This is a genomic window from Pseudomonas sp. C11 (assembly GCF_034683865.1).
Lineage (GTDB): Bacteria > Pseudomonadota > Gammaproteobacteria > Pseudomonadales > Pseudomonadaceae > Aquipseudomonas.
In genome coordinates this window covers 1-21,044 of sequence record NZ_JAWIIP010000005.1, presented here as the reverse complement: position 1 = coordinate 21,044, position 21,044 = coordinate 1, and the positions used below count along the sequence as shown (strand labels likewise).

At 64.9% G+C, this 21,044-nt stretch carries 24 protein-coding genes; 13 read left to right on the top strand and 11 right to left on the bottom strand.

Features of this window, described 5'->3' with window-relative positions; all coding sequences use genetic code 11:
- Window positions 1-10 precede the first annotated feature (10 nt).
- The 3 genes from VC352_RS09645 to VC352_RS09635 all read left to right on the top strand — a co-directional run bounded on the left by VC352_RS09645 (window position 11) and on the right by VC352_RS09635 (window position 2,525).
- The gene (locus tag VC352_RS09645) at window positions 11-898 is read left to right on the top strand and encodes a 3-keto-5-aminohexanoate cleavage protein (protein WP_322979358.1); all 888 of its coding nucleotides are present in this window, start codon (window positions 11-13) and stop codon (window positions 896-898) included.
- A 114-nt stretch (window positions 899-1,012) separates the two neighbouring features.
- On the top strand, window positions 1,013-1,978 hold the full coding sequence (locus VC352_RS09640) for an L-carnitine dehydrogenase (RefSeq protein WP_322979357.1): 966 nt from the start codon (window positions 1,013-1,015) through the stop codon (window positions 1,976-1,978).
- A gap of 82 nt (window positions 1,979-2,060) precedes the next feature.
- Window positions 2,061-2,525: a thioesterase family protein gene (locus VC352_RS09635; protein WP_322979356.1), complete on the top strand. Its 465-nt coding sequence runs from the start codon at window positions 2,061-2,063 to the stop codon at window positions 2,523-2,525.
- Between the two features lie 98 nt (window positions 2,526-2,623).
- Here VC352_RS09635 and VC352_RS09630 read toward each other — a convergent pair whose 3' ends face one another.
- Window positions 2,624-3,019, bottom strand: a complete 396-nt coding sequence (locus VC352_RS09630) for a YkgJ family cysteine cluster protein (protein WP_322979355.1) — start codon at window positions 3,017-3,019, stop codon at window positions 2,624-2,626.
- 259 nt (window positions 3,020-3,278) lie between these two features.
- On the opposite strand from VC352_RS09630, the gene VC352_RS09625 reads away from it, so the two are divergent.
- The 7 genes from VC352_RS09625 to VC352_RS09595 all read left to right on the top strand — a co-directional run bounded on the left by VC352_RS09625 (window position 3,279) and on the right by VC352_RS09595 (window position 12,660).
- A complete protein-coding gene (locus tag VC352_RS09625) occupies window positions 3,279-6,881 on the top strand; it encodes a DUF2339 domain-containing protein (RefSeq protein WP_322979354.1) in 3,603 nt (1,200 codons plus the stop codon).
- Window positions 6,878-8,227 (top strand): DUF3999 domain-containing protein, encoded by a 1,350-nt coding sequence (locus tag VC352_RS09620; protein ID WP_322979353.1) that lies wholly within the window; start codon window positions 6,878-6,880, stop codon window positions 8,225-8,227. Before VC352_RS09625 ends, VC352_RS09620 begins: the two co-directional genes overlap by 4 nt.
- Before the next feature lie 212 nt (window positions 8,228-8,439).
- The gene (locus VC352_RS09615; protein WP_322979352.1) at window positions 8,440-10,140 is read left to right on the top strand and encodes a histidine kinase N-terminal 7TM domain-containing protein; all 1,701 of its coding nucleotides are present in this window, start codon (window positions 8,440-8,442) and stop codon (window positions 10,138-10,140) included.
- Window positions 10,141-10,174: 34 nt separating this feature from the next.
- Window positions 10,175-11,182, top strand: a complete 1,008-nt coding sequence (locus VC352_RS09610; RefSeq protein ID WP_322979351.1) for a class 1 fructose-bisphosphatase — start codon at window positions 10,175-10,177, stop codon at window positions 11,180-11,182.
- The gene (locus VC352_RS09605) at window positions 11,182-11,784 is read left to right on the top strand and encodes a DUF924 family protein (protein WP_322979350.1); all 603 of its coding nucleotides are present in this window, start codon (window positions 11,182-11,184) and stop codon (window positions 11,782-11,784) included. The genes VC352_RS09610 and VC352_RS09605 overlap by 1 nt, the downstream gene beginning before the upstream one ends.
- Before the next feature lie 70 nt (window positions 11,785-11,854).
- Window positions 11,855-12,106, top strand: coding sequence for a hypothetical protein (locus VC352_RS09600; RefSeq protein WP_322979349.1), 252 nt, complete (start codon window positions 11,855-11,857; stop codon window positions 12,104-12,106).
- An 11-nt stretch (window positions 12,107-12,117) separates the two neighbouring features.
- Window positions 12,118-12,660 carry a lipocalin family protein gene (locus VC352_RS09595; protein ID WP_322979348.1) on the top strand — a complete coding sequence of 181 codons (543 nt, stop codon included), beginning with the start codon at window positions 12,118-12,120 and terminating at the stop codon, window positions 12,658-12,660.
- 36 nt (window positions 12,661-12,696) lie between these two features.
- Here VC352_RS09595 and VC352_RS09590 read toward each other — a convergent pair whose 3' ends face one another.
- Window positions 12,697-13,134, bottom strand: a complete 438-nt coding sequence (locus VC352_RS09590) for a hypothetical protein (RefSeq protein ID WP_322979347.1) — start codon at window positions 13,132-13,134, stop codon at window positions 12,697-12,699.
- 77 nt (window positions 13,135-13,211) lie between these two features.
- On the opposite strand from VC352_RS09590, the gene pip reads away from it, so the two are divergent.
- Window positions 13,212-14,183: a prolyl aminopeptidase gene (pip, locus tag VC352_RS09585; RefSeq protein ID WP_322979346.1), complete on the top strand. Its 972-nt coding sequence runs from the start codon at window positions 13,212-13,214 to the stop codon at window positions 14,181-14,183.
- On the top strand, window positions 14,180-14,617 hold the full coding sequence (gene dtd / locus VC352_RS09580; protein WP_322979345.1) for a D-aminoacyl-tRNA deacylase: 438 nt from the start codon (window positions 14,180-14,182) through the stop codon (window positions 14,615-14,617). Before pip ends, dtd begins: the two co-directional genes overlap by 4 nt.
- Window positions 14,618-14,651: 34 nt before the next feature.
- On the opposite strand, the gene VC352_RS09575 is transcribed toward dtd, so the two are convergent.
- The 9 genes from VC352_RS09575 to ubiE form a co-directional block, all read right to left on the bottom strand.
- The gene (locus VC352_RS09575; protein ID WP_322979344.1) at window positions 14,652-15,362 is read right to left on the bottom strand and encodes a 16S rRNA (uracil(1498)-N(3))-methyltransferase; all 711 of its coding nucleotides are present in this window, start codon (window positions 15,360-15,362) and stop codon (window positions 14,652-14,654) included.
- Window positions 15,359-16,153, bottom strand: coding sequence for a twin-arginine translocase subunit TatC (gene tatC / locus VC352_RS09570; RefSeq protein WP_322979343.1), 795 nt, complete (start codon window positions 16,151-16,153; stop codon window positions 15,359-15,361). The genes VC352_RS09575 and tatC overlap by 4 nt, the downstream gene beginning before the upstream one ends.
- Complete coding sequence (gene tatB / locus VC352_RS09565; protein ID WP_322979342.1) at window positions 16,150-16,488, bottom strand: Sec-independent protein translocase protein TatB; 339 nt, start codon at window positions 16,486-16,488, stop codon at window positions 16,150-16,152. The genes tatC and tatB overlap by 4 nt, the downstream gene beginning before the upstream one ends.
- A 12-nt stretch (window positions 16,489-16,500) precedes the next feature.
- Window positions 16,501-16,734 (bottom strand): Sec-independent protein translocase subunit TatA, encoded by a 234-nt coding sequence (tatA, locus tag VC352_RS09560; protein WP_322979341.1) that lies wholly within the window; start codon window positions 16,732-16,734, stop codon window positions 16,501-16,503.
- A gap of 22 nt (window positions 16,735-16,756) precedes the next feature.
- A complete protein-coding gene (locus tag VC352_RS09555; RefSeq protein ID WP_322979340.1) occupies window positions 16,757-17,092 on the bottom strand; it encodes a phosphoribosyl-ATP diphosphatase in 336 nt (111 codons plus the stop codon).
- Window positions 17,085-17,483 carry a phosphoribosyl-AMP cyclohydrolase gene (gene hisI / locus VC352_RS09550; RefSeq protein WP_322979339.1) on the bottom strand — a complete coding sequence of 133 codons (399 nt, stop codon included), beginning with the start codon at window positions 17,481-17,483 and terminating at the stop codon, window positions 17,085-17,087. The genes VC352_RS09555 and hisI overlap by 8 nt, the downstream gene beginning before the upstream one ends.
- A gap of 70 nt (window positions 17,484-17,553) precedes the next feature.
- Window positions 17,554-19,137, bottom strand: coding sequence for a ubiquinone biosynthesis regulatory protein kinase UbiB (gene ubiB, locus VC352_RS09545; protein WP_322979338.1), 1,584 nt, complete (start codon window positions 19,135-19,137; stop codon window positions 17,554-17,556).
- Entirely contained in the window at window positions 19,134-19,751 is a 618-nt protein-coding gene (locus tag VC352_RS09540; RefSeq protein ID WP_322979337.1) for a ubiquinone biosynthesis accessory factor UbiJ, read from the bottom strand. Before VC352_RS09540 ends, ubiB begins: the two co-directional genes overlap by 4 nt.
- Entirely contained in the window at window positions 19,751-20,521 is a 771-nt protein-coding gene (ubiE, locus tag VC352_RS09535) for a bifunctional demethylmenaquinone methyltransferase/2-methoxy-6-polyprenyl-1,4-benzoquinol methylase UbiE (RefSeq protein ID WP_159970036.1), read from the bottom strand. The genes VC352_RS09540 and ubiE overlap by 1 nt, the downstream gene beginning before the upstream one ends.
- A gap of 146 nt (window positions 20,522-20,667) precedes the next feature.
- Between ubiE and VC352_RS09530 the strand changes: the two genes are divergently transcribed.
- Window positions 20,668-20,943 carry a polyhydroxyalkanoic acid system family protein gene (locus VC352_RS09530; RefSeq protein ID WP_322979336.1) on the top strand — a complete coding sequence of 92 codons (276 nt, stop codon included), beginning with the start codon at window positions 20,668-20,670 and terminating at the stop codon, window positions 20,941-20,943.
- The last annotated feature ends 101 nt before the right edge of the window (window positions 20,944-21,044 follow it).

Genomic DNA, 21,044 nt, shown 5'->3' with positions numbered 1-21,044 from the left:
ACAGTCGAAGATGAATTACGAAGTTATCGTCACCTGCGCGGTGACCGGCGCTGGCGACACCGTCGGCAAGCATCCGGCGATCCCGGTCACGCCGAAGGAGATCGCCGCCGCCGCCATCGAGGCCGCCAAGGCCGGCGCCACCGTTGCCCACTGTCACGTGCGTGACCCGCAGACCGGCAAGCCGAGCCGCGACGTGGCGCTGTACCGCGAGGTGGTCGAGCGTATCCGCGAAAGCGACACCGACGTGATCATCAACCTCACCGCCGGCATGGGCGGTGATCTGGAGATTGGCCGCGGCGAGCAGCCGCTGGAGTTCGGCGCCGGCACCGATCTGGTCGGGCCGGTCACTCGTCTGGCGCATGTCGAAGAGCTGCTGCCGGAAATCTGCACCCTGGACTGCGGCACGCTGAATTTCGGCGACGGCGACTTCATCTACGTCTCCACCCCGGCGCAACTGCGCGCCGGCGCCAAGCGCATCACCGAGCTGGGGGTGAAGGCCGAGCTGGAAATCTTCGACACCGGCCACCTGTGGTTCGCCAAGCAGATGATCAAGGAAGGCCTGTTGGACGACCCGCTGATCCAGCTGTGCCTGGGCATTCCGTGGGGCGCGCCGGCCGACACCACCACCATGAAGGCCATGGCCGACAACCTGCCGCCGGGCATCACCTGGGCCGGCTTCGGCATCGGCCGCATGCAGATGCCCATGGTGGCCCAGGCCATGCTGCTTGGCGGCCACGTACGCGTCGGGCTGGAGGACAACATCTGGCTAGACCGCGGTGTGCACGCCAGCAACGGACAACTGGTCGAACGCGCCATCGAGATCATCGAGCGCCTCGGCGGCCGCGCCCTGAGCCCAGCTGAAGGACGCGAGAAGATGAAGCTCAAGCGCCGCGGCTAACGCACAACGCCCCGTGGGAGGGGCTTAAGCCGCGACAACTCTAGCCCGGATGCAATCCGGGGCATGCCCTAACGCCAATTCCCCGGATTGCATCCGGGCTACCGGAGTTCAACCATGACCTTCGTCACCCATATCAAGACATTCGCCGCCCTCGGCACCGGCGTCATCGGCGCAGGCTGGATCGCCCGCGCCCTGGCCCATGGCCTCGACGTGATCGCCTGGGATCCGGCTCCCGGCGCTGAGCAGGCGCTGCGCACCCGCCTGGCCAATGCCTGGCCCGCCTTGGAGAAAAAGGGCCTGGCGCCCGGCGCCTCGCTGGAGCGCTTGCGCTTCGTCAGCAGCATCGAAGACTGCGTGCGCGATGCCGATTTCATCCAGGAAAGCGCGCCCGAACGCCTCGACCTCAAGTGCGAGTTGCACGCCAGGATCAGCGCTGCCGCGCGCCCCGACGTGCTGATCGGCTCCAGCACCTCAGGTCTGTTGCCCAGCGAGTTCTACGCAGATGCCACGCATCCCGAGCGCTGCGTGGTCGGTCATCCGTTCAACCCGGTGTACCTACTGCCGCTGGTGGAGGTGGTCGGCGGCGCGAAGACCGCGCCCGAGGCAGTGCAGGCGGCCATGCAGGTATATGAATCCCTGGGCATGCGCCCACTGCACGTGCGCAAGGAAGTGCCAGGCTTTATCGCCGACCGCCTGCTCGAAGCGCTATGGCGCGAGGCCTTGCATCTGGTCAACGACGGCGTGGCGACCACCGGCGAGATCGACGACGCGATCCGCTTCGGTGCCGGCCTACGCTGGTCGTTCATGGGCAGCTTCCTGACCTATACCCTGGCCGGCGGGCCGGCCGGTATGCGCCATTTCATGGCTCAGTTCGGCCCGGCGCTGAAACTGCCCTGGACCTATCTTGAGGCGCCGGAACTGACCGATGGGCTGATCGACGCGGTGGTCGAAGGTACGGCGGAGCAGCAGGGCGAACGCAGCCTGGATGCTCTGGAACGCTACCGCGACGATTGCCTGCTGGCGGTGCTGGAGGCGATTCGCCAGACCAAGGCCAAGCACGGCTTCGAGTTTGCCGAGTAAGCAGCTTCGGACTTTTGCGGGCGGCCGTGATGCTTGCGTTATCGCGGCTAAAGCCCCTCCCACAACCTAGGGAACCACAGGCATGCTCACCACCTACCAAACTCGTGTCGGCAGCGACTGGGTCGACTACAACGGCCATCTGCGCGACGCCTTCTATCTGCTGATCTTCAGCCACGCCACCGACGCGCTGATGGACATGCTGGGTCTGGATGAAGCCGGTCGCGCACGCACCGGCCACACCCTCTACACCCTGGAGTGCCACCTCAACTTCCTGGCGGAAGTGAAGGAGGGCGAACAGGTCGAGGTGCGTACCCAAGTGCTGGCGTATGACGCCAAGCGCCTGCATATCCACCATGGTCTTTATCGGCCGGGCGAGGACGCCAGCCTGGCGGAAAGCGAGCAGATGCTGATGAATATCGACAGTGCCGCTGGTCGAGCGGCGTCTTTCGACGCAGTCGTTGCAGGCAAGGTCGTGCAGCTCGCTGCAGAACATCAGGGGTTGCCACAGCCGGTATGCGTTGGCCGAGTTATCGGCTTGCGCCGCTAGCAAGCTTCGCCCCGGGGCGCTTGCGTAGGAGCCGCGCCCCGCGGCGAATGCGGTATATCAGGCGAGCTGGACGCCAGATCCGCCCGGCAACTTTTCGACTACTTGGGCTTGTACGCGCAATACCCTGGCCGTGGGCCGACCTTGGGGTGATGGCGGCAGGTGTCTGGACGCTTCTCGTAGACGGTGCACAGGCGCGTCTTGCGGTCGAGGAACAGGCAGTCGTTATTGGACATGCGCGTCAGGGTGAAGATGCCCGACTTCTGGTTGAAGCGCTCGACGATGCCGTCCTTCTGCAGGCGCTTGGCGATGTTCTTCGGCGGCTCGCTGCGTTCGAACTCGTCCACCAGTTCCAGGCGGATCAGGTCGTTCAGGCGCACTTCCACCGGTAGGGTGCAGCAGCTGGAGATGCAGCTGTGGCACATGTCGGCGGTGTATTTGGCCCAGGTTTCCAGGCGGTCGATCTCTGCAGCGGCTATCAGGCGGGGTTTGATCATGATGCTTGGCTAGGCCTGTCTTGTCGGCGGACTGTTCGCTTCGCGCGCGAGTCCGCCCTACGGTCACGGGGCGGCGATGATAGCGGGCGCGGGGCGTTTGTGAAGCACCGGCTGGCGGCTGATCGCTTTGCGTTGTGCCTGTGAACGGTTTGGCAGACGTCTCTCTGGGTGTTGGTCGATGCGACTCCTATACTGTGTGCCCGTCTCGGGCGTCCTGATAGGCGCGCGAGACGATCTCTCTCAGGGTTGGGATATACGCATGCAATGGATCTTCATGCTGGTCGGTTTGGTGCTCGGGGCGGGCGCTGGCGAATCGGTCACGGGCGCATTACTGGGTGGCCTGATCGGCCTCAGTATTGGCCAGGCGCTGCGGCTGCAAGGGCTGGAGTCGCGCAACGCGCAGCTGACTGCGCAGCTCAAGGATTTCGCCGAACGCTTCGAGCGTGGCACACGTGCCATGCACGAGCGTCTGCTCAAGGTGGAGCAGGGGGAACGCAGCGAGCCCGAGCCGGTTGCTGCGCCTGCCGAGCCCGCCGTCGATCTGCCCCCCGAACCTCAGTCCGACCCCATCATTGCCGAAGAGCCCTTGCCTGAGCTGGACTGGACGCTCGAACCCTTGCCGGAAGTCGAGCCGCAGCAGCCTGTCGAAGAACCCGAACCTCTGGCCGCGCAGGTCGTCCACGAAGCACCAGTGGCCGCGCAGCAAAGCGCCTGGCGCGAGCCGGTACCGCGTGAGCCGAACCTGATCGAGCGCGGCATCGCGGCGGCCAAGGCCTGGCTGTTTGGCGGCAATACCGTGCTGCGGGTCGGTGTGGTGCTGCTGTTCCTTGGTCTGGCCTTTCTTCTGCGCTACGCCACCGAAGGCGTCGAGGTACCGATCGAGCTGCGCTACATGGGCGTGGCGGCTAGCGCCCTGGCGTTGCTCGGTCTGGGCTGGTGGCTCCGCCGACGCAATCGCGGGTACGCCCTGGTGCTGCAGGGCACCGGTATCGCCGTGCTGTACCTGACGGTGTTCGCCGCCATGCGCCTGCATCCGCTGCTCGATCCGGGCATGGCCCTCGGCCTGCTGGTGGCGGTGACAGCGTTCTCGGCCATTCTCGCTGTGCAGCAGGATGCCCTCGGCCTGGCCGCTGCGGCCGCGCTGGGTGGTTTCGCCGCGCCTATTCTCACCTCCACCGGCAGCGGCAATCATGTAGCGCTGTTCTCCTATTTCGCCCTGCTCAATGCCGGCATCTTCGCTATCGCCTGGTTCAAGGCCTGGCGCCAGCTCAACCTGATCGGCTTCGTCGGTACGTTCGGCATCGGCTTCGCCTGGGGGCTGCGCTCCTACACGCCGGAGCTGCTGTGGAGCACCGAGCCGTTCCTGGTGCTGTTCTTCCTGATGTACGTGGCCATCGGCCTGCTGTTCGCCCGCCGCACCCTGCGCGACGCGGCGGATGCGCCCGAGGCACGGGACGAGCTGCTGCGCTGGTCGCTGCGCCGTGGTGATTACGTCGATGCCACCACGCTGTTTGGCCCGCCGCTGGTCGGCTTCGGTCTGCAGGTCGCGTTGGTGCGGCATATCGAGTTCGCCGCCGCCTTCAGTGCTCTGGGGCTGGGGCTGTTCTATCTGCTGCTGGCGCGGGTGCTCAAGGCACGTGCCGGCGAACGGGCATTGCTGTTGGTGGAAACCTGCCTGGCGCTCGGCGTGGTATTCGCCAGCCTGGCCATCCCGCTCGGCCTCGATGCACGCTGGACGAGCGCGGCCTGGGCCGTGGAAGGCGCCGGCATCTTCTGGCTGGGCCTGCGCCAGGGACGACCGTTGGCGCGTGCGTTCGCCCTATTGCTGCAGGTGGGCGCGGCATTGGCCTTCGTCATGGGGCTGGGTTTCGGCTACGACAGCCTGCTCGATGGCTCGCCGTTGGGCGCGCTGATGCTCGGTGCGGCGCTGCTGTTCAGCTATTGGCAACTGCGCCAGGCGCCGCAGCTCGCCAGTGCCAGGGAAAACCGCCTGCTGCCCTGGTTGGGGCTGGCCGGGTTGGCTTTCCTCTATCTGATCGCGCCGCTGCTGTTCGAGGCGCCCGGTACGGCGATTGCTTGGGCGCTGGCCGGGCTGGCAACGCTGTTCATCGGCCTGCGCCTGGCTGCGCCGAGCTTCGTCTACTGTGCCTTTGCCATCCAGTTGCTCGGCGGTCTGCTGTTCCTCGGCCAGATGGCGCTGGATTCGTTGTTCGACCGTGGCGGCTTCAGTGCCGGCTGGTTCGGCCTGCTGGCGGCATCGATGGTCGGCCTGGGGCTGATCGCGGGTATGCTGCTGGCGGCGCGTGATCCGCTGATCCGCGAGAATCGCCGCCTGCTCGGCGCGCTGTCGATGGTGATGCTGGTGGGCCTGGTGTTCATCAACCTGGCGGTGCTGTTCGTGCTGCCCTGGGTGGCGGCTGCGGCGGTGTGGGGCGGCACGGGGCTGCTGATCATGTGGCTGGCGCTGTATCTGCAGCAGCGCGCGGCGTTCCTGTTCAGCCTGGTGCTGCAGGTATTCGCCGGCCTGACCTTCCTCGCCGCAGGGCCGCTATTGCTGGCGGGTATCAGTAGCGAGGGCCTGTCGCCATTGGCGCACACCGGTTTCTGGACGCCCGCCGTGCTTGGCCTGGCCGCGCAAGTCGGTGCCTGGCGCCTGCATAGCCTGGCACGTAGCGGGCGAGAGACGGGCATCGATGCTGTCAGCCTGCAGCGTCTGGGCCAGTTGCTGTTGGCGTGGGGCGCCGGCTGGTGGGCGCTGGCTGTGAGCAGCGAGGTGCTGCGCTTCGTCGCGCCGGAGCTGCAGGCCAGTGCGTTGCTGGGGCTGGCGGCAGTGTCGGCGCTGCTCTGGATGCTGCTGGCCCTGCGCACCCGCTGGCGTGAGTTGGCACTGTTGAGCAGCCTGCTGGCGCCTGTGGCGGGATCAATCCTGGCCTTCGCCTGGCATGGCTACTATCACCCGGCGGCGCATTTCGGCTGGCTGGGTTGGGCTGCCGTGCTGGTGGTGCATCTGTTGGCGTTGAAGCGACTTGCCGAGCTGCTACCGAGCAGGGCGGCCAGTGTCGCCCATGTGCTCGGCTGCTGGCTGCTGATCGGTGTGCTGGCCTTGGAGTTGCGCTACTTGCTGTTGAGCCTGGCCGAGCACTACAACGCCTGGCGCTGGCTGGGCTGGGCACTGTTGCCGACCGCCTATCTGTGGGCCATGGCCCAGGCCCGCCGCCTGCCTTGGCCGGTGGTCAGCTTCGAGCGTGAGTACCGCTTGTGGGCAGCCGCACCGCTGGCGGCACTGATGCTCGCCTGGTTCTGGCTGGCCAACGCCAACAGCGCCGGCGACAGTGATCCGTTGCCCTACTTGCCACTGTTCAACCCCTTGGAGCTGGGCCTGCTGCTGTGTCTCGGTGCGTTGCTGGCCTGGGGCCGTTTCGCCCTGCCGCGCTTTGGCCTGGAGCCTGGCCGTGCGCTGCAGGTGGTACAGGTCGTGGCGGGAGCGTCGTTGTTCGCCCTGCTGACGGTGATGGTGATGCGCACCGCCCACCACTGGGGCGGCGTGCCCTGGCAGAGCGCCACGCTGTTCGAGTCGATGCTGGTGCAGGCCGGCCTGTCCATCGTCTGGACGCTGATCGCCCTGGCACTGATGCTGTTCGGCCACCTGCGTGCGCGGCGTGAGCTGTGGCTGGTGGGCGCTGCACTGATTGCCCTGGTGGTGGCCAAGCTGTTCTTCATCGAGTTGGGCAACCGCGGTGGGCTGGAGCGCATCGTGTCGTTCATCGGCGTCGGCGTGTTGCTTCTGGTGGTGGGCTATTTCGCCCCGTTGCCGCCGCGCCAGACCGAGGAAGCCCCTGCGAGCAAGGAGTCGTTGTCGTGAGATTCATCGTCACCGTTGTGTCCCTGATCCTGGCCTGGGCTGCCGTCGCACAGGCCGAGGAGGGGCTGCAGGATTATCGCCAGCATCTGCCGCTGACCCTGAGCGGAGAAGGCCCCTGGTACCGGGTGGAACTGCCCATGGCCGTCTACTACGCGGCTGAGCATGGCGATCTACGGGATCTGCGCGTGTTCAACGGCCAGGGCCAGGCCATGGCCTATGCGCTGCTGCCCGGCCAGCGTGAGTCGCGCGACGAGGAGCAGGAACATGGCGTGCGCTGGTTCCCGCTGTATGGCGATACCGAGCAAGGCGGCGTGCCACGCCTGCGTGTGCAACGCAACACCGATGGCACCCTGATCGAGTTGAGCGACGAACAGCCGACGCAGACGCAGCGCCAGTTGCGTGGTTGGCTGCTCGATGCCAGCGCCATCGATGCGCCGCTGGTACGCCTCAATCTGAACTGGAGTGGCGGCGAGGAGGGTTTTCAGCGTTTCACTATCGAAGCCAGCGATGATCTGCAGCACTGGCGCAGTTGGGGCGATGGGCAGGTGGCGCGTCTGAGTTTCGCCGATGAGCGTATCGATCAGCGTCAGGTCGAACTGCCTGGCGAGCCGGCGCGCTATCTGCGCCTGCTCTGGCGCAGCCCCCAGCAGGCACCGCAACTGGACGTGGTCACCCTGCGTAGCCGGCGCCAGGCGAGCAGCCCTGCACCCTTGGTGTGGTCCGAACCGCTGGAAGGCAAGGCTGGAGCCTACGGGCACTACCAGTGGCAGTTGCCGCAGGCCTTGCCGCTGGAGCGTCTGCGCATCGCGCTGGACGAGCCCAATACCCTGGCGCCGGTCTGGTTCACGGCACGCACGCGCGAGCAGGAGCCCTGGCAGGCGTTGGCCAGCGGGGTGTTCTACCGCCTGCCTCAGGAGGGACGAGAGGTGCGTCAGGATGAACTGGCCCTGCCAGGCTGGCCGGTGCGTCAGCTCAGCCTGCGCGTCGATGCGCGTGGCGGTGGCCTGGGCAGCCAGGCGCCGCGTCTGCAACTGGCCGTGCGTGCCACGCAACTGGTGTTCCTTGCGCGCGGCGAGCCGCCCTATCAGTTGGCATTGGGCCGTGCGGGGGCAGGTTCGGCAGCGCTGCCGATCACCACGCTGATCCCCGGCTACCAGCCCGAGCGCCTGGCTGAATTGCCCAAGGCCGAGGTGGCTGTCGATGCGCTACAGGTCAGTGCGCCGGCCGCGTCCGCCGCTGCACCTCGCAACTGGCAGCGCTGGGGGCTTTGGGCGCTGCTTCTGGTCGGCGTGGCAATGCTCGCGCTGATGGCCGCCAGCCTGTTGAAAAAATCCGATCCAAGTTGACTCGGCAGGCGTGGCCAGGGGCGTCATGTCCATGCAAATCGGGTATCTTAGGCGGCGTTCACGGTTTCGCGGTTCAGGATGTGCAGCCGCGTTGTGAAGCGTGAGCAGGTTCGGGCGCCACGCGCTCTCTATCCTGGTCAGGACGGCTCCTTGCATACCTCGACTTCTCCGATCAACTCGGCCGCTATCGCCCATCACGGGGAGCGCGGCTGATGTACGCCTGCATGGCACCTGGCTGGTCGCCTTCGCCGCCGGTGCTGGTCACCCTGCTGGTGTGTTTCGGCGCCATCGCGCTGGCGCACTGGATGAGTCGCCAGCGCGACTTTCCCGGGCGTGACAGCTTCATCCTCCTGCACCTGTCCAGCCTCTGGTGGATGGCCTGTGCCTCGCTGGAACTGAGCGTCCAGGCCGCCGACTGCAAGATGTTCCTGGCCGGCATGGCCTGGTTGGGCATCATGTTCACCCCGACCTTCTGGGCGGTCTTTCTCTGGCAGTACGTGCACAGCGTGCGCGCGCCCATGCCGCGCGCCGGAGTCGTGGCCCTGAGCCTGATGCCGCTGCTGGTATGGATCACCGCGCTGAGCAATCCCTGGCATCACCTGTTCTACCTGGCCGGCAGCGCTCCCATCGATGACAGCCCTGGCGCGCCCGTGGACTACCAGCATGGCCCGCTGTTCTACGCCACCGCCGCCTATGTCTATTTGCTGATGACCTTCTGCATGGGCGTGGTGGTACGCGCCGCGCTGCTCAGTCAGGGCGTGCATCGCCGCCATTACCTGGGCTTCGTGTTGGTTACGGCCGCGCCCTGGGCGGCCAATATCGCCTACGTGGTGTTCGGCTGGACGGTCTTCGGCATCGATCCCACCTCATTTTGCTTCGCCTTTACCCTGGTGGCCTTCGCCTGGCTGATCGTCGGTGCGCGCCTGTTCGATCTGCTGCCGGTGGCGAAACACCTGCTGCTCGAGGCTCTGATCGACCCGGTGCTGGTGGTCGATCCGCGGGGGCGGGTGATCGAGGCCAACCCGGCCGCGCTCAAGCTGGCCGGCCTGCAGCAGGGGTGGCAGGGACGCGCGCTGGTCGACTGGCCGGTATTCGGCAGCGACCTGCAACACCTGCTCGACACGCATGACGAGGACTCAGCCGAGCAGATGCTGACGCTGACCTGCGCCGCCCGCTATTACGAGGTGCGCGTACGCGCTATCGAGCGCACCACGCGCAACGGGTCGATGCGCCTCGGACGCATGCTGTACGTGCGTGATGTGACCCAGCGCCACCTGGCCAAGCTCAAGTTGGCCGAGGCCCTGGCGCTCAGCGAGGAGCGCCTGCGCACCATTTCCCAGCTGCATGAGCAACTGCGCGAGCAGGCGCTGTGCGATCCGCTTACCGGGCTGTACAACCGTCGCTACCTGAACGAGTTCTTCGACCGCGAGATCGCTCGCATGCAGCGTGAACAATTGCCGCTGGCTCTGGCCCTGATCGACCTCGACCACTTCAAACGCCTCAACGATGAGTGCGGGCACCTGGTTGGCGACGACGTGCTCAAAGAGGTTGCGCGGCATCTGCTGGAGAACTTGCGCAGCACCGATGCGGTCTTTCGTATCGGCGGTGAGGAGTTTCTCCTGATCCTGCCTGGGGTCGACCCAGGCGAAGCCACCAGCCGCCTGCATCTGATCTGCTCGCAGCTGGCGAGCCGTGACCTTCCGACCTGTGGTGGCGATCAGCGTGTCACCCTGTCTGCCGGCCTCGCCTGTTGGCCGCAGCAGGGGCAGCAACTGGATGAGTTGCTGCAAGCCGCCGATGCCGCCTTGTACGAGGCCAAACATGCCGGGCGCAATCGCGTCTGCTCCCTGCTGCCGGAGGCGGACAGCCGCCATCCATCCCAGCAGGCAGCAATGCGCGGCGACTCGGGTTAAACTGCGCGCAATTTTTTCCTATCCGGAGCTGTCCATGTCCCGCGTCACCCTCAGCCGCTACCTGATCGAACAGACTCGCAGCCATAACACGCCGGCTGATCTGCGCTTCCTTATCGAAGTTGTGGCACGGGCTTGCAAGGCCATCAGCCACCAGGTGTCCAAAGGCGCCCTCGGTGGCGTGCTGGGCAGCCTGGACAGCGAGAACGTACAGGGCGAGGTGCAGAAGAAGCTCGACGTGATCTCCAACGAGATCCTGCTCGAAGCCAACGAGTGGGGCGGCCACCTGGCTGGCATGGCCTCCGAGGAAATGGACAACGCCTACCAGATCCCCGGCAAGTACCCGAAAGGTGCCTACCTGCTGGTGTTCGACCCGCTGGACGGCTCCAGCAACATCGACGTCAACGTTTCGGTCGGCACCATCTTCTCCGTGTTGCGCAGCCCCGAGCGCAATGGCGAGACCGGTGACCTGGGCGAGGAAGCCTTCCTGCAGCCGGGTACCGAGCAGGTCTGTGCCGGTTATGCCATCTACGGCCCGCAGACCATGCTGATGCTGACCCTGGGTAATGGCGTCAAGGGCTTCACCCTGGATCGCGAACTGGGCAGCTTCGTGCTCACCCACGACAACATCAAGGTGCCGGAATCCACCAAGGAATTCGCCATCAACATGTCCAACCAGCGCCACTGGGAAGCGCCGGTGCAGCGTTACGTCTCCGAGCTGCTGGCTGGCGAGACCGGCCCGCTGGGTCGCAACTACAACATGCGCTGGATCGCCTCGATGGTGGCTGACGTGCACCGCATCCTCACCCGTGGCGGCGTGTTCATGTACCCGCGTGATGCCCGTGAGCCGGAAAAACCCGGCAAGCTGCGCCTGATGTACGAAGCCAACCCGATGTCGATGATCATCGAACAGGCCGGTGGCGCTGCCACCGACGGTAATCAGCGCATCCTAGACATCCAGCCGACCTCGCTGCACCAACGCGTGCCGGTCTTCCTCGGCTCGAAGGAAGAAGTGCTGCGCATCACCGCCTACCATCGCGGTTGATGAACGCCTGGCAGCCGCTGCTCGATTGGTGGTTCGGTGCCGATCATGGCACCGCCAGCGAGGTAGCAGCGGCGCGTCAGAGGTTATGGTTCGGCAAGCGCGACAGCCAGGATCGTGAGGCCGAGGCGCGTTTCGGTGCGCTGGTCAAACAGGCGCTGGCTGACCAGTTGCACGGCTGGGCGCAAGACCCTCAAGGCTGGCTGGCGCAGTTGATTTTGCTCGATCAACTGCCGCGCATGATCTTTCGCGATACGCCGCAAGCCTTTGATGGCGACAGTCAGGCCCGCTTGTTGGTGCAAACGGGCCTCGACCGTGGCTGGGATCGTCAGCTGGCGCCGATCCAGCGGGTCTTTGCCTATCTGGTGCTCGAGCATGCCGAGGATCTGCACATGCAGAGCCGTGCAGTGGACTTGTTTCGTGCGCTGCTGAGCGAAGCAGCTGCAGAGGAACGTGCGCTGTTCGCCGACTTTCTCGACTTCGCCGAGCGCCATCAGCGGGTGATCGCTCGTTTCGGCCGTTTCCCTCATCGCAATGCCATTCTCGGCCGCGCTTGCAGTGACGACGAGCAAGCCTTCCTGCGGGAACCTGGCTCGCGTTTCTGAACTCCAAGCGAGCAAGTCGTCGCCGGCTATGCCAAGCTTGCTGGCATCTTCCCATCAGGAGTTGCACCCCATGAAGATGCGTTTTCTTGCTCTGTTCGCCTGCGCCCTGCTGGCCGCCTGCAGCAAGGTCAATCAGGAGAACTATTCCAAGCTCGCGGCCGGCATGAGCAAGGCCGAGGTGGAAAGCCTGCTTGGCGCGCCGGGCGAGTGTGCCGGGGCGCTGGGGATGACCAGTTGCACCTGGGGCGACGACAAGGCCTACATCAGCGTCCAGTACGCCGGGGACAAGGTCATGCTGTTCTCCGGCAAGGGACTCAAGTAACAGGAGCTTCCATGCGTTCGATTCTTCTCGCCGGCGCCATTCTTGCCCTCGCGGGCTGTGCCAACTCCGGTACCGGCAATATTCCTCAGGAACCGCCGCACACCATGCAGGTCGACCTGCAGCGCTACCAGGGCACCTGGTACGAGCTGGCGCGGCTGCCGATGTTCTTCCAGCGCAATTGCGTGCAGTCCGAAGCGCATTATGGGCTGCGTGACGATGGTCGCATCGACGTCACCAACCGCTGCCGTGACAAGGATGGCGAGTGGATCGAGGCCAAGGGGGTAGCCGAACCTCAGGTCGAAGGGAAAACCGACAAACTGTGGGTGCGCTTCGACAACTGGGCCAGCAAGATCCTGCCGATCAAGGGTGACTACTGGGTGATCTACCACGACGAGGATTATCGCGTGGCGCTGGTCGGCCATCCTGAGCACAAGTACCTGTGGCTGCTGTCACGCACCCCGGAAGTCGATCAGGAAACCCGCGACAAGCTGTTGAGCGTCGCGCGTGAACAGGGTTACGACACCTCCGAGCTGATCTGGCGCAAGGCCGACTGACGCGCCCGTAGCCCGGATTGCATCCGGGCTACGCCTTCACTGCCAATCCAGACGCGCAAGCTTCCATTCGTCGCCGTCGAGCCACCATTCAAGCTTTACCGAATAGTGCCGCGCGCTGTCGGGGATCAATCCTTCGGCACCGCTCAGGCCGACCTGTGCCTCGGTGTAGCCCTTGCTGGAAATTGCCGCGTCGATCCAGCTGTTCTTGCCCAGCGCGATCACCTGGATGTTCTTGTGGCGCAGGAACAGCAAGGTCATGGTGCGCTTGGCCCAGTCCCGATCCAGTTCCTGACGGGCTAGGAAGTCGTCATGCAACTGATCCATCACCGCGCCGGTGCGCTTGCCTTCGATATTGTCCTGCAGCTGCTGCACGGCGGCTTCGAGGGCGGCTTGTGGGTCGTCGCGAGCGCCACAGCCGATCATCGAAAGACTGAGCGCGACGAACAGCGACCAAACCAGATGACGCATCGACATGCTGAACTTCCTTTTCATGGTTATGATGCCGGGCAGAGCGGACACGGCAGTTGTAGCCCAGCCAACAGGAGCCAACCATGCAGACTTTGTATCCGGAGATCAAACCCTACGCCCGCCATGAGCTGGCAGTCGAGCCGCCGCACGTGCTGTATGTCGACGAGAGCGGCTCGGCGGACGGGTTGCCGGTGCTGTTCATCCATGGCGGCCCGGGTGCTGGCTGTGATGCTGCCAGCCGTCGCTACTTCGATCCGGCGCTGTACCGCATCGTCACCTTCGACCAGCGTGGGTGCGGCCGCTCGACGCCGCACGCGAGCCTGGAGAACAACACCACCCAGGCGCTGATCGCCGATATCGAGCGCATCCGCGAACACTTGGGGATAGACAAGTTCGTGCTGTTTGGCGGTTCCTGGGGGTCGACCCTGGCGCTGGCCTACGCGCAGACGCATCCGCAACGCGTTCACGGCCTGATTCTGCGCGGTATCTTCCTGTGCCGACCGCAGGAGTTCAGCTGGTTCTATCAGGAAGGCGCCAGCCGCCTGTTCCCCGATTACTGGGAAGACTACGTGGCGCCCATTCCCGTTGAAGAGCGTGGCGACCTGATGCAGGCCTTCTACAAGCGCCTGACCGGTGCCGATCAGATCGCCCAGATGCACGCGGCCAAGGCCTGGTCGACCTGGGAGGGGCGCACCGCCACGTTGCGCCCCAATACCCAGGTGGTCGATCGCTTCAGCGAGGCGCATCGGGCGCTGTCCATCGCTCGTATCGAGTGCCATTACTTCGTCAACGACGCCTTCCTCGAGCCGAACCAACTGCTCCGCGACATGCCGAAGATCGCCCATCTGCCGGGCATCATCGTGCATGGTCGTTACGACGCCATCTGCCCGCTGGACAACGCCTGGGCGCTGCATCAGGCCTGGCCCAACAGCGAGCTGCAGATCATCCGCGACGCCGGCCACTCGGCGGCCGAGCCCGGCATCACCGATGCGCTGATGCGCGCCGCCGAGCAGATGGCCCGACGCCTGCTCGATATGCCGCCGGAGGATGCATGAAGCTGCTGATCCAGCGCGTCAGCGCTGCCCGAGTGGAAGTCGACGGTGAAGTGGTGGGCAGCATCGATCAGGGCCTGCTGGCGCTGGTCGGCATCGAGCCGCAGGACGACCAGGCCAGCATTGGCCGCGCCCTGCACAAGCTGCTCGGTTATCGCGTGTTCAGTGACGAGGCGGGCAAGATGAACCGCTCGCTCGCCGATGTGCAGGGTGGTCTGTTGCTGGTTTCACAGTTCACCCTGGCTGCCGACACCAAGAGCGGCATGCGCCCCAGTTTCTCCAGTGCTGCACCGCCTGCGCAGGGCGCGGCGTTGTTCGACGCCTTGGTGGGGCAGGCGCGCGCTCAGCATCCGCAGGTCGCTACTGGGCGCTTCGGCGCCAATATGCAGGTGCACTTGGTCAATGATGGGCCGGTAACCTTCCTGCTGGAGGTATAGCGGTAGCTCGCTCCTACAGGTTGATCGTTCGTGCTTAGAACAACCTGGCCAGCAGCACCGGTACTGCCGTCTCCACCCGCAGAATACGCTCGCCAAGCTGCACTGGCTGTAGGCCTGCGGCTTCGCGCAGCAGCTCTATTTCATAGGGAATCCAGCCTCCCTCCGGGCCGATGGCCAGCGTCACCGGCTGTTCGACGGCGCGTGGGCAGGCCGGGTAGTCGCCGGGGTGGCCGACCAGGCCAAGGGTGCCGGTTGCCAGCGCTGGCAGGCGATCCTCGACGAAGGGTTTGAAGCGTTTTTCGATGCTCACTTCGGGCAGCACCGTGTCGCGCGCCTGCTCCAGGCCGAGGATCAACTGTTCGCGAATTTCTTCTGGCTGCAGGAAGGGGGTCTGCCAGAAGCTTTTCTCCACCCGATAGCTGTTGACCAGCACCAGGCGCGGCACGCCCATGCTGGCGATGGTCTGCAGGGTGCGCTTGAGCATCTTCGGGCGGGGCAGGGCGAGGATCAGGGTCAGCGGCAGCTTGGCCGGCGGCGCCTGGTTCAGTTCCACCGCGAGTTCGGCGCTGTCGGCATCGAGGCTGAGCAGATGCCCTTCGCCCATCTGGCCACCCAAGCGACCGACGCGCAGGCGGTCACCCGCTTCGGCCCGGTGCACTTCATGCAGATGCTTGAGACGCCGGCCCGTCAGGCGAACCCGATCGACGCCGATGAAGTCGGCGTCTTCCAGTAGCAGGAGATTCACGACAGCGGCGCAGGCGGCTGATCTTCGGGCTCGGCTTCTTCCTCGGCCTGTTGCTCATCGCGCTTGCGCTTGACCATTGCACCGGCGATCACGCCGCTTTCGAACAGCAGCCACATCGGCACGGCCAGCAGCGTCTGCGAGAAGACGTCCGGGGGCGTCAGCACCATGCCGACCACGAAGCAGCCGACGATGACGTACGGGCGGCTCTTGCGCAGCGTGGCCACGTCGACCAGGCCGATCCAGATCACCAGGAAGGTGGCGATGGGAATCTCGAAGGCCACGCCGAACGCGAAGAACAGGGTCAGGACGAAGTCCAGGTACTGGCCGATGTCGGTCATCATCGCCACCCCTTCCGGGGTCACGCTGGCGAAGAAACCGAACATGATGGGGAACACCACGAAATAGGCGAAGGCCATGCCGGCGTAGAACAGGAAAATGCTGGAAATCAGCAGCGGCACGGCGATGCGCTTTTCATGGCTGTACAGCCCTGGCGCGATGAAGCCCCAGGCTTGGTGCAGGATCACCGGCATGCCGAGGAACAGAGCGCACATCAGGGTCAGCTTGAACGGTGTGAGGAACGGCGAGGCGACGCCTGTGGCGATCATCGTCGCGCCTGCCGGCAGGTAGGCGCGCAGCGGTGCGGCCACCAGGGCGTAGATATCCTGAGCGAAATAGAACAGGCCGGCGAAGATCAGCAGGATGATGACCACGCAACGCAACAGACGCGTGCGCAGTTCGGTCAGGTGCGAGACCAGGGGCATTTCCTGGTCGGATTCCGGGATGCGGCTCATGGCTGAGGATTCTTGTCCTGAGGCGGCTGGGGCGCGTCGGCTGCGGTTTTGCCAGCCGGGTCTTCAGGCTTGCCGAGCGCGGTGCCGGTCAGCTCCTGTTTCATCGCCTTCATTTCCCGCTCCAGTTCGAGGATCCGTTCGTTATGCAACTGACGACGGATTTCGTCGGCACCGATTTCGCGCTCCACCTCGGCCTTGATCGAGTTGAAGCTGCGCTTTATCCGGCCGATCCACAAACCGGCGGTACGCACGGCACCCGGCAAGCGTTCAGGGCCCAGCACCACCAGGGCGACCAGGCCAACCAGCAGTAACTCGGTAAAACCGATGTCGAACATGGCGTGGCGCTCTTAGTCTTTCTTCGCCGGCTCTTCGACCTTGCGTGCCTGGGCGTCGATGGTCTGGCCCTTGGGCTCTTCCACCGCCGGCTTGTCAGCCTCGGCGTTGTCCATCGATTTGCGGAAGCCCTTGACTGCGTCACCCAGATCCGAGCCCAGGTTCTTCAGGCGCTTGGTGCCGAACAGCATGACCACGATGAGCAGGATGATCAGGAGTTGCCAGATGCTGATACCGCCGAGACCCATGATGCGTTCTCCGTTGTGAAGGTTATTCGGATTGCGGCCGCGCGGCTTTTTCCGCGTGGCCGGAAAGGCCGAAACGGCGATCCAGTTCGTCCAGTACGGCCTGCGGGTGCTGGCCGAGGGCGGCGAGCATCACCAGGCTGTGGAACCACAGGTCGGCAGTTTCGTAGATCAGATCCGTGCTATCGCCGCTGACGGCGGCGTCCTTGGCGGCGAGGATGGTTTCCACCGATTCCTCACCGACCTTTTCCAGAATCTTGTTCAGACCCTTGTGATACAGGCTGGCGACGTAGGAGCTATCGGGCGCTGCGCCTTTGCGCGCCTCCAGTACTTCGGCCAGGCGGCTCAGGGTGTCACTCATGGCTGTGTCCTGCATAGATGGCGTGCGGATCTTTGAGCACGGCGTCGACGGTTTTCCAGGCGCCGTTCTCGTACACGCGATAGAAGCAGCTCTCACGGCCGGTGTGGCAGGCGATGCCGCCCAGTTGCTCGACCATCAGCACGATAACGTCGGCGTCGCAGTCCAGGCGCAGTTCGTGCAGTTTCTGCACATGGCCGGACTCTTCGCCCTTGCGCCATAGCTTGCCACGCGAACGTGACCAGTAGATGGCACGCTGTTCGCTGACGGTAAGGGCGAGGGATTCGCGGTTCATCCAGGCCATCATCAGAATGCGGCCGGTCTGGTGATCCTGGGCGATGGCCGGCACCAGGCCGTCTTCGTTCCAGTGGATTTCGTCGAGCCAATCGTTCATCGGTGTTCCAAGTCTGCCGGGCGTGCCGGACTGTCAATTCGCCAAGTGTGCCAGTGCCGTCGCTGGCTGGCTATCGGCGCAGCACCAGATAGAGTCCGCCGCCGACCATCAGCCAGGCGGGCCAGGTGGCCAGCAGCGGTGCCAATCCCTGCATGGCGCCGGCGCCTATCAGTGCGGCGCCGAGTAGACGCAGCGGCCACTGAGAACCTTGCGCGGTGGATTGGGGCGCGGGTTGCTGTTGCAGACGCTCGAGGGTGTCGCGGGCGATCTGCGACAGGTGCGGCACTTGCTCGGCCTGTTGCTGCAGGTTGCGCAGCAGGTGCAGCGGGCTGATGCGCTCGCGCATCCAGCGTTCGAGGAAAGGCTGGGCAGTGCTCCACAGGTCGAGATCCGGATAGAGCTGACGGCCAAGGCCTTCGATGTTGAGCAGGGTCTTCTGCAGCAGCACGAGCTGCGGCTGCACTTCCATATTGAAGCGCCGCGCGGTCTGGAACAGGCGCAGCAGCAACTGACCGAAGGAGATGTCTTTCAGCGGCCGCTCGAAGATCGGTTCGCACACGGTACGGATGGCCGCTTCGAACTCGTTGACTTTGGTATCGGCCGGCACCCAGCCCGAGTCGATGTGCAACTGGGCGACCTTGCGATAGTCGCGCTTGAAGAAGGCCAGCAGGTTGCGCGCCAGGTAGTCCTGATCCTCGTCGGTGAGGCTGCCGACGATGCCGCAGTCGATGGCGATGTATTGCGGGCTCCACGGCGTGCGGGTGCTGACGAAGATGTTGCCGGGGTGCATGTCGGCGTGGAAGAAACTGTCGCGGAACACCTGGGTGAAGAAGATTTCCACGCCGCGCTCGGCCAGCAGCTTCATGTCGGTGCGCTGGTCGGCCAGGGTAGCGAGGTCGGTGACTGGGATGCCGTAGATGCGCTCCATCACCAGTACCTGGTGGCGGCACAGATCCCAGTACACCTGCGGCACATACAGCAGCGGCGAGCCATCAAAGTTGCGCCGCAGTTGGCTGGAGTTTGCTGCCTCACGCAGCAGGTCGAGCTCGTCGTAGATGGTCTTCTCGTAATCGCTGACTACTTCCACGGGGCGCAGGCGGCGCGCATCGGCCGAGGCCTTCTCGGCGATGCGGGCGATCAGGAACAGCCAGGCCAGATCCTGACGGATCACCGGCTTGAGGCCGGGGCGTACCACCTTGACCACCACTTCTTCGCCGCTTTTCAGCCGTGCAGCGTGCACCTGGGCCACCGAGGCCGAGGCCAGCGGCTGGCTGTCGAAGCGGGCGAAGACTTCGCTCACCGGCGCGCCGAGTTGGCGCTCGATCAGGGCGATGGCCTGATCTTCTGGGAAGGGCGGCACGCGATCCTGCAGATGCGCCAGCTCGTCGGCGATATCCGGCGGTAGCAGATCGCGGCGGGTGGAGAGCAACTGGCCGAACTTGATGAAGATCGGCCCCAGATCCTCCAGCGCCAGGCGCAGACGCGCACCGCGCGACAGCTCCAGTGGCTTGCGCGGCAGCCAGCGCCAGGGCAGCAGGCAGGACAGTGCGCGCAGCCAGAAGGGCAGCGGTAGTTCGAGGAGCAGGTCGTCCAGTTGATAGCGGATGACCACGCGTTGGATGCGCAGCAGGCGGCGAACGGCAAGCAGCTTCATGCGTCGGGCTTATGGGCAGAAGTGAGGCGCTCGATGCGTGCTTCCAGGCGGTCGAGGGCGAGTTTGAGGTGATCCAGCTCGGCGAAGCGCACATCGGCTTCGCGTTGGCCGACCAGGGTACGTGACTCTTCGGCCAGGTAGTCGGCCAGATCCTGTTTGAGGCTGGCAGCACCCTGAGTGGCCAGGTTCACGCGGCTGCGCAGATGGCTGGCGAACAAGGTGGTGGCCACCGGGCCGAGCCAGCGCGAGACTTCGTATTCCCAGTCCAGCTCCAGATCCTGAAGGATACCGGCCAGTTGCAGGAGCACACCGCTGTCGCCATCGAGCGACACCTCGGGGCTGTGCAGCACGGCGGTCTTGTCGCGGCTCAGGGCCAGGCGAACCAGGCTGGCGGCCGGCGCCGTCAGGGTGCAGTCGGCGGGCGCATGCCACTGGGATGCCAGTTGCAGGCCCTCGCCGCTGGGCAGGATGAACAGCTCCAGCGCCGGGCTCTGGCAGTTCACGGCGATGACCTTGCCGGCCAGTGCATGCAGGCGTGGCAGTGCCGTGCCGTCGAGGCGCAGGACACGATTGAGCCCCGTTTCGACGCCTGCCAGCAGTCCCGTTATGAGCATTAAGGCTTGATGCCGCGATGCAGGGCGACGATGCCGCCGGTCATGTTGTGGTAGGTGACGCGCTCGAAGCCGGCGTCGACCATCATCGCCTTGAGGGTTTCCTGATCCGGGTGCATGCGGATCGATTCGGCGAGGTAGCGGTAGCTGTCCGAGTCGTTGGTGATCAGCTTGCCGGCCAGCGGCATGAAACTGAACGAATAGGTGTCGTAGATCTTCGCCAGCAGCGGGTTGCCGGGCTTGGAGAACTCCAGCACCAGCAGGCGGCCACCGGGCTTGAGCACGCGCAGCATGGAGCGCAGGGCGTCTTCCTTGTGGGTGACGTTGCGCAGGCCGAAGGCGATGGTGACCACGTCGAAGTGGTTGTCGGGGAACGGCAGCTTCTCGGCATCGGCCTGAACGAACTGCACATTGCCGGCCACGCCCTTGTCCAGCAGGCGGTCACGGCCGACCTTGAGCATGGAGTCGTTGATATCGGCCAGAACCACCTGGCCAGTGGGGCCGACGATGCTGGAGAACTTGCGGGTCAGGTCACCGGTGCCGCCAGCGATATCGAGCACGCGATTGCCTGGGCGCACGCCAGAGAGCTCGATGGTGAAGCGCTTCCACAGGCGATGCAGACCGCCGGAGAGCACGTCGTTCATCAGGTCGTACTTGGCGGCTACCGAATGGAAAACCTCGGCCACTTTTTCCGCCTTCTGGCTTTCCGGTACGTCCTGGAAGCCGAAGTGGGTGGTGGGTTCCTGCTCCTGGGCCTTGCGTGGATCGCTCATGTCGCTCTCACCGGGTAGAAAACCGCACCATTCTAAAGCTGCGTGCGGCCTTTGTCTTGCCTGGGTGCCAGGTGGCTTGGCGGGCTGTTAGAGTGCTGTGACTTCATGCCGCAGCATTGCGGCGCCTGCCTGACTGAGGAGCTGTCATGTCCCGCATTCGTGTCGAACGATCCCATTCCCTTGGCCGTGAGGCCGCCCGCGAGAAGGCCGAACGCCTGGCCGAGCGCCTGGCCAGCGAGTACGACGTGCGCTACCGCTGGAACGGCGACACCCTGGAGTTCAAGCGCAGCGGTGCCGATGGCCAGATCGAGGTGGGCGATGATCATGTGCGGGTCGAGGTCAAGTTGGGCCTGCTGTTGTCGGCCATGGGCGGGATGATCCAGCGCGAGATCGAGCAGGTCTTGGATAAGTCGTTGGTCTGAACCTGCAGGCGGGTTGTGGCTAGCTGTGTAAACCCAGCACGTTGTTCAGTGGAAGCGGCGCTCTGCTGATCGGGGGCAGGTATCCGAGGCTGGCGTGCAGT